Raw genomic sequence first — 12,788 nt, forward strand, 5'->3', positions numbered from 1 at the left:
GCATCGTGGTAGAAGAGTTTGATACAACGAAACCTATTTATATACAAATAATGGAAAAAATAAATAAAAAAATTGTACGAAACGAATGGAAAGCGGGAGATAAATTGCCGTCTGTGCGGGAGATGGCTGTACAAACAGGAGTAAACCCGAATACGATCCAGCGCACATATAGTGAGCTCGAAAGGATGGGGATTGTGGAAACGCGGCGCGGTCAAGGAACATTTGTGACGGAAAATGTGGAAGTCATCGAACGGTTGCGTGAACAGCTAAAGCGGGATATTGTGGCTGATTTTATACGGAACATGACAGAGCTTGGATTTACGATGAATGACATTATAGCTTCGCTAAAAGATTTCAGCAGGGGAGAGGATGGAGAGAAACAATGATTGAATTCGAGCATGTCACAAAAAAATACGGTAATGTCATCGCATTAGATGATGTATCGATAAGTTTAGAAAAAGGAAAAATCATTGGTGTCCTTGGCGCAAACGGCAGCGGCAAATCGACTTTTTTGAAATTGATTGCCGGGCTCGTTTTTCCTACGAAAGGAAAAGTGCTGGTGGATGGAATGGAAGTAACGAGAAACATCAGCAGCAAAGTCGCGTATTTATCGGAATTGGACGTCTATTATGACAGCTTTATGGTTCAGGATATGCTGGAGTTTTACGCTTCGCAATTTAGTGATTTCCGCACAGAAAAAGCGTATGACATTTTAGAGTTTATGGAAATCCAGCCTGACAAAAAGCTAAGACAGCTGTCCAAAGGTGGACGCGGCCGCGCGAAAATCGCTTTTACGTTAGCGCGGGAAGCGCCGATTTTATTGATGGATGAACCGCTGTCCGGCCTTGATCCGATGGTGCGCGAATCCATTGTCAAAGGACTGATTTCATTTGTCGATCTAGAACGGCAGACGATTGTGATGACGACGCATGAAATCGATGAAGTCGAACCATTGCTGGATGAGGCGATTTTCCTCCGCGATGGAAAAGTGGCGGAGCGCGTCCGCGTCGATGAATTAAGAGAAACAAGCCGCGACAGTGTAGTAAACCGGCTGAAAAAAATTTATAAGGGAGAGGAACGACGATGAATCCGCTTTTGCAATTGAAAAATGTCAGAAAAGATATTGGCAAGAAAACGATTATCCATGATTTGTCGCTCGAGGTATTTCCAGGGGAAGTGTTTGGATTTCTTGGGCCGAACGGAGCCGGAAAAACAACAACGATTCGCATGATTGTCGGACTGATGGGAATTACTAGCGGCGAAGTGCTGATTAATGGAATCAGTATTCAAAAAGACTTTGAAAAAGCGATTCAGCATGTCGGCGCTATTGTCGAAAATCCGGAGATGTATAAATTTTTAACCGGATACCAAAATCTGCTACATTATGCGCGCATGACAAAAGGGGTCACCAAAGAGCGCATCAATGAAGTTGTCAAGCTAGTCGGCTTGGAAAAACGAATTCATGACAAAGTGAAAACATATTCGCTCGGCATGAGGCAGCGGCTAGGACTGGCGCAGGCATTGCTTCACCGGCCATCTTTGCTTATTTTGGATGAACCGACAAACGGGCTCGATCCCGCCGGCATCCGCGAAATCCGCGACTACTTGCGCAAGCTGGCGAAAGAAGAAGGGCTGGGGATCATCGTTTCAAGCCATCTTCTGTCGGAAATGGAAATGATGTGCGACCGCTTTGCGATTATTCAACATGGAAGATTAGTAGGAATTGAATCGGTTCAAGAACTGTCCAAACAAGCTCAAAAAGTGCTGCTTACCGTAGAGCCGGTGGAACAGGCACTAACTGTGATCAAAAACATCTATCCTCATATGAACATCACACCGGCAAAGCAAGGAATTGAAGTTTCCATCGATTATAAGGAAATACCAAGCTTGAATGCCGCCTTAGTGTCAGAAAATATCAAAGTATATGGCATTCAAGTTCTTACGAAATCGTTGGAAGAAAGATTTTTAGAAATGACGGGAGGGAATGAAATTGCCTAGCATTCTTTCATTAATTCAAAACGAAAATATGAAAATTTACCGCCGTATTGGCACATGGTTCATGATCGGGCTTCTTGCCTTGTCGACATTGGCGGGAGCGTTGATTATAAAAGCGACATATAAAGAACCAAAAAATTGGAAGGCGGAGGTTGCCTCGGAGATAAAGGAAATGGAAGCCCAGCTTTCTGAGGAAAAGGTGCCAAAAATGTATAAAAATCATCTCGAACAGCAGTTGAAAATCAATGAGTATCGTCTAGAGCATAATATAAAACCTGTGGCGTCCAATACGTTTTGGGGGTATTTAGTGGATTCAGCCGATATTATTGCGCTGATCACACTGTTTACGATTATTGTGGCGGCAGGAAGCGTAGCCAGTGAATTTTCGTGGGGAACGATCAAGCTTCTTCTCATTCGTCCCGCCAGCCGCACGAAAATTTTGCTTTCGAAATACATTGCCGCCCTGTTGTTTGCGCTCTGTATGCTGCTATTATTATTTGTTTTCTCAGCGGTCATCGCCGCGGTCGTTTTTGGAATCGAAAACATCCGCGAACCATATTTAGCGTACCAAAATGGAACGGTTGTTGAGAAAAACATGCTTCTTTATGTGATGCAAGTATACGCACTTAATTGCGTTGATCTTGTCATGATGACGACCTTTGCGTTTATGATATCCGCGGTGTTTCGCAATCACTCGCTTGCGATTGGGCTGGCGACTTTTGCACTCTTTGTAGGGCCGCAGATTACGGCGCTTCTTGCCATGAAATTTGACTGGGCAAAATATTTATTATTTGCCAATACAAACTTAGCGCAATATATTGATGGAACGCCGCTTGTCGAAGGAATGACGATGCCATTTTCCATGATGATGCTGCTTGTTTATTTTGTTATATTTAACGCACTTACATGGTTTATTTTTCGAAAACGGGATATTGCGGCGTAATGCTTCTTATTCGTAAAAAAATATAATTACGGAATAAATTATGAAATCAAAAAAGGATGTCACTCTTGCCAAAGGAATGACATCCCTCATTATATTTTTTGGATAGTGATTGTCGTGGGCAGAACATGGGATATATAAGTGATTCGGAGTGATGACATGATGAAAGAAATGGATTTTTCTGAATTGACTGAGTGGATTTTGGAGAAAAAAAGCGATGTGGAGCGGGACATATTGCAGACAAAAGGAAAAGAGCGCAATATCCGTACACGGGCTCGTGATGAAAACGAAGCCAAGATATTAGACGACCTATGTAGAAAACGATGGAAAAAGGCAGAAGCAGAAGGAAAAGTAAAATATTTGAGCAAGCGGGTATGGTACTATGAATTCGATTGAAGAAGCAAAGCAAAAACTTCGTACGCTTCGTTCCAAAACCTCGTTTAAAAAAATGGCGCAAGTAACGGCGATGAGGCGATAATTTTATTTTGTAAAATGAAAAGGAGCGTGCGGAGGTACTTTCGAATGGGAAATCTTCTTGTAGAATGCCCAGGATGCAAATGGAAACTTCCCAGTAAAAATGTAGAGCCTTGCGACCGTTATCACGCATCTGCGAGTGCTGGGAGCTTTACGGAGAATTAACCGTATATAACATGTCAAAAAATGATCCTGACTTCATCCATCAACTAGCCGTCGACGCCTATGGCGCGCAACATTTAGGAGGAGTGACGCGTAGCATTACAACAGCATTTGCGCTTATCGGCTTATATTTATCTGTTGAATGCGGATACACAGGAAAACAAGTCCAGAAAGCACACATGGAATTAGCCAAGCGGCGGCACGATTGGCCTCGCTTCGAACCACCTCATCAAACATATTCGCTGACGGTATTCGATGTGTTGCGTGCGGAACCAGGCAAGAAAAGAGACGAGATGCTTAAAGCTTGGGCAGAAGAGGTCTGGAAGAGCTGGGAACACTACCATGATTGGGTCAGAACGTTCTGCCATCAATGGCTCCATAGAAGCTTATTTGTATTTTCGACATTTGGCTGCGGTTTGTTTAGCGTTTTCTTACATAAAAAAGCATCGAAGTTTTCCATCTTTATTCCGTCGGGAAAAATATAGAACTAACTTCAACGGTTAAGCCGGGAAAAACGAACGACGTTAACTGTTGCCCTTTGCCAAATACCTCTCTTTTTTTAAAAAACCCGTCTTCAAACCCAAATACTTCGATCGTTTGATAAACGGGATCAACAATCCAGTATTCTTGGACGCCAAATTTTTCATATAGCTTGAATTTTTCGTTTCTATCTTTTAATGCCGTTGATGGGGAAAGCACTTCGATAACTAGCGTTGGAGCGCCTAAACAGCCATTGTTCGTTAATTGATGTTTATGGCAAATAACAGAGATGTCGGACTGAACGACATGGGGTGCCCGCTCGTAATCGTCATCGTTTGAAAATCGAACATCAAACGGAGCAATCGCTACATAGCAATTTTTATTTTGAAAATACGAACGCAATATAAATGACAGCTCTACTATGGCGAATTGATGCTCCCACGTCGGAGATGGGCTCATATTATACGCTACGCCGTCAATGAGTTCCCAACGCCCTTCCCACTGAAGGTAGTCTTGATACGAATACGGTTCGGACGGTTCTCGTTTCATTTTCGATTCCTCCCGTACTTTTCTTCATTATACCATTGTTCTTTGGAAAACAGAAAATCTTCTCAGTTGACTTTTTTCTAGGAGATTGTTACATTGTTTAATAGTTAAATAATTAAACTATTTTTCAAAAGAGGGGCGATAGCTTGCAGAGGAGAAACATTGATGATCTCATTGAACGGTATTTGTCTGTTTCTTTTATCGTGATGAGAAAAGCGGCGGCGCTTGTGAAATGCGAGCTCGATGAGGATATGACAAACGACCAATATTACCTGCTTCGCTACATAAAAAAGAAAGCGAAATGCACATCGACAGAACTTGCGTCCATGTTTGGCGTAAACAAAAGCGCGATTACGGCGATGACGAACCGCCTTGTCAAAAAAGGCCTGCTTCAGCGCACGCGCGATCAAAACGACCGCAGGGTTGTTTATTTGACGCTGACGGAACGAGGGAACGAATGGATTACGGAAACGGAAGAAAAAATTCATAAATTAGTCGAGTCGTTCATAACAAAATTTTCGGAGAGGGAAATTGAAATGTTTATTCAAACGTATGAAAAGCTTGCATGCATTTTGCAAGAGATGGAGGGAACATCGTGAGAGGAATCGTCAAAGGAAAGTGGTTCGTACTGTTGGCGTGGATTGCCGCTCTTGTCGTGCTGATGGTGACGGCGCCGAACATGGCCGATCTTGTCCGCGAGAAAGGGCAGCTTAACGTGCCAAAAGGCTACTCGTCTTCGCTTGCGATGGATATTTTAAACGAAGTGCAAAAGAAGGAGAACAAAGGAAGCGAACTGTCAACAGCACTTGTGTTTTACCGCAAAGGAGGGCTGACGGCCAGCGATTGGAAGGAAGCGGAGCGCGCCGTTAAACAGTTGGAAGCGCAAAAAGAGAAACTCGGAATTACCGAGATTATCTCCCCGTTTAAAGAAAAGGAATTGAAAGATCAACTTGTTTCTAAAGATGGCACGACGATTTTAACGTCCGTGAAGCTGGAGCGGAACGGAAGAAGCGCGAAAGAAATAAGCAAGGCGCTTTACAAAGCGATTGATGACCTTTCTGTCGAACATTATTACACGGGTGGCTGGATGATTGACGAAGACGTTGTCGTCAGCTCGCAGAAAGGGTTGAAAAAGACGGAAGGCATTACGGTTGTGTTTATTTTAGTGGTGTTGCTTGTCGTGTTCCGTTCGTTTGTCGCGCCCCTCATTCCGCTTGTCACCGTCGGGATGACGTATTTAGTGTCGCAGTCGATTGTCGCTTTTCTCGTGGATCATGTAAATTTTCCGCTCTCTACGTTTACGCAAATCTTTTTAGTTGCCGTGCTGTTTGGAATCGGAACGGACTATTGTATTTTGCTGTTAAGCCGGTTTAAGGAAGAACTTTCGCAGCACGAAAACCGCACGGATGCGATTGTCGCCACGTACCGCACCGCTGGAAAAACGGTATTGTTCAGCGGAATTGCAGTGATGATCGGGTTTGCCGCAATTGGATTATCCACGTTTAAGTTATATCAATCAGCTGCTGCGGTGGCGGTTGGGGTAGCGGTGCTCCTTGTTGCGCTGATGACGTTGGTGCCGTTTTTTATGGCGGTGCTTGGTCCAAATCTGTTTTGGCCGGCGAAAGGAAATTTAGAGCATAAACAAAGCCGCTTATGGGATGCCGCGGGACGGTTTGCGTTTGCTAGACCGCTCATTGCGTTAGGCATCGTTGCGGTCATTACCGTTCCGGTGTTGGCGACGTATGATGGGGATTTGTCATTTGATTCCCTTGAGGAAATTGGTGATGACTATGCGTCCGTCAAAGCGTTCAACATTATCGCTAAAAATTTTAATCCTGGCGAAGCGATGCCAACACAAATCGTCATGAAAAACGATGAAGCGATGAACTCGCAAGAATATTTTGCCCTTATTGAAAAAATCAGCCGTGAAGTCGAAAAAATCGATGGTATCGACAAAGTGCGTTCTGTTACACGCCCGACTGGGGAGCCAATTGAACAATTGTTTGTCACCGAGCAAGCGAAAAGCTTAAAAGATGGTCTTGGACAAGGAAAAGAAGGGATTGAGAAAATCAACTCTGGACTAAGTCAAGCGAGCAAACAGCTTTCCGCATCCGCGCCAAAATTAAAACAAGCGACAAACGGTATGGAAGAGCTTGCATCAGGAACGAAGCGGCTCAAAATGGGTGTTAGCGACCTTCAAAAAGGACTTGCGCAAATTGAACAAGGCATTCGCAGCGGTTCGATGGGAGCTGGCGAAATCAAAAAAGGATTGGCAACAATCAAGGATAATGCGAAAAAGTTAAAGCGAGGCGCTGAGCAGTTGCTGCAAGGATATGAAAAGGCGGGTGCCGGGCTCTCTTCGCTTATCAGCCAGTATGAACAACTGCAAGACGGCATGAACACCCTATCGGAGCAATTATCCTCGGTGAGCGCATCGTTGAATCATATAGAGCAAACACATCCAGAGCTGCAACAGGATCCAGAATATCAGCGAACAAAAATGATTGCGGCGGGATTAGCACAACGATCCCAGCAAATGACTGCAGGTTTTACGCAATTAAATACCGCACTCAAACAGGCAAGCGCTGGAGTCCGTCAAGCGAACGGCTCGTTTGCGCAGCTTATCAGCGGCCAAAAAGCGTTGGTTGATGGGATGACCAAACTGATCGCCGGGCTTGATGAACTGCAAAAAGGGATGGATAAAGCAGCAAATGGACAGCGTCAAGTAATCGGGCGTCTTCCGCAGCTGTCGAATGGATTAAGCGAAGTGAACGCTGGGCAAGAACAGCTGCTGCGAGGATTTTCCCAATTAGACGGGCAAATGAGTCAATTAATTACAGGGCTTGATCAAAGTGCCGACGGTCTTCGGAAAGTATCGAAAGGCCTAGGTTCCGCAGAAAGCTATTTATCCGAGCTTGCGTCTTCGCCAAACAAAGAAATGACAGGCTGGTATTTGCCGAAACAAGTGCTTGAAAGCAAAGAATTTGCCAAAGCGCAAGATGCGTATATGTCCAAAGACAAAAAAGTCGTGACGTTTGATGTGATTTTCGATGAAAACCCGTATTCCACATCGGTGTTGAACAAAATCGATGATATTAAACAAGCAGTTGAGCGTGCGGTGAAAGATACGAAACTCGAAAATGCAAAAGTTGCCGTTGGCGGAGTGACGAGCATTTATTCCGATTTGCACACGATTTCGTCGAATGACTACTCCCGCACCGTTGTGTTGATGCTTGCCGGCATTGCGCTTATTTTAATCGTTTTGCTTCGTTCGTTGATTATGCCGATGTATTTAATTTTATCGCTTATTTTGACGTACTACACATCGATGGCAGTAACCGAGCTTATTTTTGTCAATGGGCTTGGCTACGCCGGTTTGAACTGGGCGGTATCGTTTTTCGCGTTTGTCATCTTAATCGCGCTTGGCATCGACTACAGCATTTTCTTGATGGACCGCTTCAACGAATATCGTGACAAACCGGTGCAGGAAGCGATGCTGTTGGCGATGCGCAATATGGGAACGGTTATTATTTCGGCCGCTGTTATTTTAGGCGGGACGTTTGCGGCGATGTATCCGTCCGGCGTCTTGTCGCTCTTGCAAATCGCGACGATTGTGCTGACTGGATTAATTTTATACGCGCTTGTTGTACTGCCGCTGTTTGTGCCGGTGATGGTTAAAACATTTGGCAAGGCAAACTGGTGGCCGTTTATGAAGTAAAGTCGGGATCTGGCAAGGATCCCGATTTTTTTGAGCATATTTATTGGTGCTTTTGTGAAAGGTAATCTATGATAAAAGTACGAATTCGATAAAAGGAGGAATAACCAATGAGCAAGCGTGTGCTGATGGTGGTTACCAACCATACAACGATTACCGACGATCATAAAACGGGGCTTTGGCTTGAGGAATTCGCCGTTCCATATCTTGTCTTTAAAGAAAAAGGATATGACGTGAAAGTGGCAAGCATCCAAGGCGGGGAAGTGCCGCTTGATCCGCGCAGCATTGAAGAAAAAGACCCAGCTTGGGCAGAAGCTGAAAAAGAGTTGAAAAATACGGCTCGCTTGAGCAAAGACGACGCAACTGGTTTTGATGCGATTTTCCTTCCTGGCGGCCACGGGACGATGTTCGATTTTCCGGATAATGAAACATTGCAATACGTCCTGCAGCAATTCGCCGAAGATGGAAGAATCATTGGCGCCGTTTGCCATGGTCCATCTGGGCTTGTCAATGTGACATATAAGGACGGAACGCCGCTTGTCAAAGGAAAAACGGTAACGGCGTTTACGGATGAAGAAGAAAGAGAAGTGCAATTAGATGAATATATGCCGTTTTTGCTTGAGTCGACGTTGCGCTTAAGAGGCGCCAATTTTGTCCGCGGTGAAAAATGGACGGACTTTTCCGTGCGTGACGGCAATTTGATTACGGGACAAAACCCGCAATCAAGCCGAAGCACGGCGGAAAAAGTGGTGGAAGCGCTGGAAGAAAAATAAGGTATGTGGTGCTACCGCACAAAGGAAATTTCGTTTGTGCGGTAGTTTTTTATTGTTTCGCTAGCTGTGCCGCTTTTTTCGTATTGGCGAAATGAAGCTTCGCGCACGTTTCGAGAATCGCAGGCCCATGCATTTGGATAAGCTTTGCGGCGGCCTGGTCGACTTGCGCTCCCGCTCCTTTTGGTAATGTCATGCCGACTTCTTTGCTTAACCGCTCCATTTCCTGCAAAAATACGCAGCGGGCGATCATTGACGCAGCGGCCACCGCAATATGAACCGTTTCCGCCTTCGGGTAGCAATACACACGATCGCGAACGACATTTGTTTCGTTTTCGAGGTAGCGGAAATATAAGTCCCGTTCAATAAATTGGTCGATAATGATCTCTTCCGGCTCTATAGGGGAAAGCTGTTTCATCAGCTTTTCAATCGCTTCATTATGCAATAACGCCTTTATTTTTGTTTGCGGCATTCCACTCCGTTGCCAGTCATTATACATTGGATTGGATAGTATGACCGTTTGGTACGGGATCATGCTCATAAGAGCTGGGGCGAGCCGGCGGATGGCTTCATCTGTTAATAGTTTCGAATCTTTTACTCCCATTGCCGAGATCGCATCCATTTGGTCTTTGGCAATATACGCGGCGGCAACGACGACCGGTCCGAAATAATCTCCGGTTCCGACTTCATCGGAGCCGATTGCCGATGCAGCGGCCAAACGAGGTTGGGAGGCTGGCGCTTCCTTTTGCTCCGATTCTTTCATCCATTTTGCCGCTTCCTGTTCTGCCTCTTTTCCTTGAAACAGCACTTTTCCCGAACGGTAAGCGGTAATCGTGCATCCTGACCGTTTGGCAACGAACAAAGCGCCTGCGGGAAGATGTCCTGTTATATCGGAGGCGTAATGATTCCGCATCTTTTCAAGCATTGTTGCTGTTGCCGTGATGACGTGATTTGCCATGGCCATTCACTCCTAATCACCATCGTTTTTTCTTTTGCATATCATAGTAGTCGTATCTTTTCATTATATCAGCATTCATGGTATGATAAACAATAGGATTTTGAAGAATGGGGGAAATCATTTGGCGGAGCAACAAAAAACGCGGGTGACAGTCGATATATACGGGCAGCAATATACGATTGTTGGCACAGAAAGCTCAAGCCATATTCGTTTAGTGGCATCGATTGTCGACGATAAAATGCGGGAGATTAGCGAGAAAAACCCGACATTGGATATTAGCAAACTAGCGGTACTGACAGCGGTTAACGTTGTTCATGATTATATAAAATTAAAAGAGGAATATGATCGGCTTTTGCAAAAACTACATAAAGAAAAGGATGAGTAATAGAATGGTCGATCTTCTTTTACTTTTTATCCTTTTAATGGGATTTATGATTGGCCTAAAGCGAGGATTTATTTTGCAATTTATTCATATGACAGGTTTTATCATTGCGTTTGTCGTTGCGTACTATCATTATGAAAAATTAGTGCCGACGCTCCGATTATGGATTCCATATCCAACGTTTGGCGACCCGGAAACGGTGAAACTGTTATTTGAAAGCACACATTTAGACGACGCATATTATCGAGCGATCGCGTTTGCGATTTTATTTTTCGCTACGAAAATTGTGATGCAGATTATTGGGTCGATGCTGGATTTTGTGGCGCAATTGCCGCTTCTTCGCAGCATTAACCGCTGGGCTGGCGGAGCGTTAGGATTTGTCGAAGTATACTTAATCGTATTTTTAGTTTTATACGTTGGTTCGCTTATTCCGATCGAAAGCATACAAACGAAACTCCAACATTCTTTTATGGCGACAGTCATTGTGAAACATACTCCGTTTTTATCGGATATGCTGAAACAAATGTGGGTTCATTATATGGCGTAGTAACTTCTCTATATTCATAGGGAAGTTTTTTTGTACTTTTTCACAAAAACTTGTATTATGTTTCGTAGTGGGTTGTACGTATGGGTGGTGGATATAAATGAAAGGAAATAAAAAAGATGTTATTCGCCTGTTGGAGACGATTGCGCTATATATGGAAATAAAAGGGGAAAATCCATTTAAAATTGCGGCGTTTCGCAAAGCGGCAAGCGCGTTGGAAGCAGATGAGCGGAGCATCACGGAAATAGAAGATTTCACCGCGATTCCCGGCATCGGAAAGGGGACGTCAAGCGTCATTCATGAATTTTTAGAAACGGGCGCATCGAGCGTTCTCGAACAATTGAAACAGGAAATTCCGGAAAGCTTGCTTACGTTGCTGCGGCTTCCTGGGCTTGGCGGCAAGAAGATCGCAAAGCTGTATCAAGAGCTGGGCGTTGTTGATATTGCTTCATTGAAAGAAGCTTGCCTCGAACAGAAAGTCCGGCAGCTTCCTGGGTTCGGGAAGAAAACGGAAGAAAAGCTATTAGCTGCAATTGAAGAAATCGGCTCCCGCCCGGAACGGCTTCCGTTGGCCTTTGTGCTGCCGATTGCCGAGGAAATAGAACAACAGCTTGAAAGTATGAAGGGAGTCGTTCGTTTTTCTCGTGCCGGCAGCTTGCGGCGCATGAAAGAAACAGTGAAAGATTTAGATTTCATTATCGCAACGAACGATCCGCAGCTTGTGCGGGAACAGTTATTGAAATTAAGAAATGTTTCAGATGTCATTGCAAACGGTGATACAAAAGTGTCACTGCAGCTTCGCTATGAGTATGAAATCGCCGTTGATTTTCGGTTAGTGACGCCGGAACAGTTTGCTACGACGCTCCATCATTTTACAGGATCGAAAGAACATAATGTTCGCATGCGGCAGCTGGCGAAAGAACGCGGTGAAAAAATTAGTGAATATGGGGTGGAAAACGCAAAAACGGGAGAGGTGAAAACATTTCCTGATGAACAAGCGTTTTTTGCCCATTTTCACTTGCCGTACATTCCGCCAGAATTAAGGGAAGACGGAACCGAAATCGACCGCTATCGCGACGAGTATCCGCTTCTTTGCCTTTCCCACATTCAAGGAGATTTGCATATGCATTCCACTTGGAGCGATGGAGCATGTTCGATTGAGGAAATGGCGGAAGCATGCCGGAGAAAGGGCTATCGTTATATGGCGATTACTGACCATTCTCAATATTTAAAGGTCGCCAACGGGCTGACGGTCGAACGGTTAAAGCGGCAGCGCGAAGAAATTGAACGGCTAAATGCGAAATATGATGATTTTACGATTTTGGCTGGCGTAGAAATGGATATTTTGCCAGATGGGACGCTTGATTATGATGATGACATTCTTGAAGAACTTGACTTTGTCATTGCTGCGATCCATTCAAGTTTTTCCCAGCCGCGTGATGTAATTATGAAGCGGCTTGCTGCTGCGCTTCGCAATCGCCATGTTGATCTGATTGCCCATCCGACAGGGCGGTTAATCGGAAAGCGAGACGGATATGACGTAGATATAGACATGCTTATTGAGCTAGCGCGGGAAACGAATACAGCGCTTGAATTAAATGCGAATCCAAATCGGCTTGATTTATCGTATTCTTATTTAAAGAAAGCGCAAGATGCTGGAGTAAAAATCGCGATTAATACCGACGCCCACCATTTGGACATGCTTGACCATATGAAACTAGGAGTAATAACAGCGCGAAAAGGATGGATTCGTAAGGAAACGGTGATCAACGCATGGTCTCTTGAGGAGCTGCGCAGCTTTTTGCAGCGCAATCGGTAAACT

At 44.6% G+C, this 12,788-nt stretch carries 14 protein-coding genes; 12 read left to right on the top strand and 2 right to left on the bottom strand.

Annotated elements, in window-relative coordinates; all coding sequences use genetic code 11:
- Positions 1-5: 5 nt before the first annotated feature.
- From B0I26_RS05960 to B0I26_RS05985, 6 genes are all read left to right on the top strand, one after another.
- Positions 6-386, top strand: coding sequence for a GntR family transcriptional regulator (locus tag B0I26_RS05960; RefSeq protein WP_111644547.1), 381 nt, complete (start codon positions 6-8; stop codon positions 384-386).
- On the top strand, positions 383-1,087 hold the full coding sequence (locus B0I26_RS05965) for an ABC transporter ATP-binding protein (RefSeq protein WP_111644548.1): 705 nt from the start codon (positions 383-385) through the stop codon (positions 1,085-1,087). Before B0I26_RS05960 ends, B0I26_RS05965 begins: the two co-directional genes overlap by 4 nt.
- Positions 1,084-1,998 carry an ABC transporter ATP-binding protein gene (locus B0I26_RS05970; RefSeq protein ID WP_111644549.1) on the top strand — a complete coding sequence of 305 codons (915 nt, stop codon included), beginning with the start codon at positions 1,084-1,086 and terminating at the stop codon, positions 1,996-1,998. Before B0I26_RS05965 ends, B0I26_RS05970 begins: the two co-directional genes overlap by 4 nt.
- Positions 1,991-2,938, top strand: a complete 948-nt coding sequence (locus B0I26_RS05975; protein ID WP_111644550.1) for an ABC transporter permease — start codon at positions 1,991-1,993, stop codon at positions 2,936-2,938. Before B0I26_RS05970 ends, B0I26_RS05975 begins: the two co-directional genes overlap by 8 nt.
- 156 nt (positions 2,939-3,094) lie before the next feature.
- Positions 3,095-3,331, top strand: a complete 237-nt coding sequence (locus B0I26_RS05980) for a hypothetical protein (protein WP_245934719.1) — start codon at positions 3,095-3,097, stop codon at positions 3,329-3,331.
- Positions 3,332-3,585: 254 nt separating this feature from the next.
- Positions 3,586-4,056, top strand: a complete 471-nt coding sequence (locus tag B0I26_RS05985; protein ID WP_245934720.1) for a DUF5946 family protein — start codon at positions 3,586-3,588, stop codon at positions 4,054-4,056.
- On the opposite strand, the gene B0I26_RS05990 is transcribed toward B0I26_RS05985, so the two are convergent.
- Complete coding sequence (locus tag B0I26_RS05990; RefSeq protein ID WP_111644552.1) at positions 4,034-4,600, bottom strand: Uma2 family endonuclease; 567 nt, start codon at positions 4,598-4,600, stop codon at positions 4,034-4,036. The two genes, B0I26_RS05985 and B0I26_RS05990, sit on opposite strands and share 23 nt — an antisense overlap.
- A 143-nt stretch (positions 4,601-4,743) precedes the next feature.
- Here B0I26_RS05990 and B0I26_RS05995 point away from each other — a divergent pair, with 143 nt between their 5' ends.
- From B0I26_RS05995 to B0I26_RS06005, 3 genes are all read left to right on the top strand, one after another.
- Positions 4,744-5,196 carry a MarR family winged helix-turn-helix transcriptional regulator gene (locus B0I26_RS05995; protein ID WP_111644553.1) on the top strand — a complete coding sequence of 151 codons (453 nt, stop codon included), beginning with the start codon at positions 4,744-4,746 and terminating at the stop codon, positions 5,194-5,196.
- Complete coding sequence (locus B0I26_RS06000; protein WP_111644554.1) at positions 5,193-8,315, top strand: MMPL family transporter; 3,123 nt, start codon at positions 5,193-5,195, stop codon at positions 8,313-8,315. Before B0I26_RS05995 ends, B0I26_RS06000 begins: the two co-directional genes overlap by 4 nt.
- A gap of 107 nt (positions 8,316-8,422) precedes the next feature.
- A complete protein-coding gene (locus B0I26_RS06005; protein ID WP_111644555.1) occupies positions 8,423-9,085 on the top strand; it encodes a type 1 glutamine amidotransferase domain-containing protein in 663 nt (220 codons plus the stop codon).
- A gap of 49 nt (positions 9,086-9,134) precedes the next feature.
- Here the strand turns inward: B0I26_RS06005 and rnhC are convergent, their stop codons facing one another.
- Positions 9,135-10,040, bottom strand: a complete 906-nt coding sequence (gene rnhC, locus B0I26_RS06010; protein WP_111644556.1) for a ribonuclease HIII — start codon at positions 10,038-10,040, stop codon at positions 9,135-9,137.
- Between the two features lie 121 nt (positions 10,041-10,161).
- Here rnhC and zapA point away from each other — a divergent pair, with 121 nt between their 5' ends.
- The 3 genes from zapA (at position 10,162) to polX (ending at position 12,785) form a co-directional block, all read left to right on the top strand.
- Complete coding sequence (gene zapA, locus B0I26_RS06015) at positions 10,162-10,425, top strand: cell division protein ZapA (RefSeq protein WP_111644557.1); 264 nt, start codon at positions 10,162-10,164, stop codon at positions 10,423-10,425.
- 4 nt (positions 10,426-10,429) lie between these two features.
- Positions 10,430-10,969: a CvpA family protein gene (locus B0I26_RS06020; RefSeq protein ID WP_111644558.1), complete on the top strand. Its 540-nt coding sequence runs from the start codon at positions 10,430-10,432 to the stop codon at positions 10,967-10,969.
- A 97-nt stretch (positions 10,970-11,066) separates the two neighbouring features.
- Positions 11,067-12,785: a DNA polymerase/3'-5' exonuclease PolX gene (gene polX / locus B0I26_RS06025; protein ID WP_111644559.1), complete on the top strand. Its 1,719-nt coding sequence runs from the start codon at positions 11,067-11,069 to the stop codon at positions 12,783-12,785.
- The last annotated feature ends 3 nt before the right edge of the window (positions 12,786-12,788 follow it).

Origin of the sequence: Paranoxybacillus vitaminiphilus (assembly GCF_003259935.1) — a bacterium.
Lineage (GTDB): Bacteria > Bacillota > Bacilli > Bacillales > Anoxybacillaceae > Paranoxybacillus > Paranoxybacillus vitaminiphilus.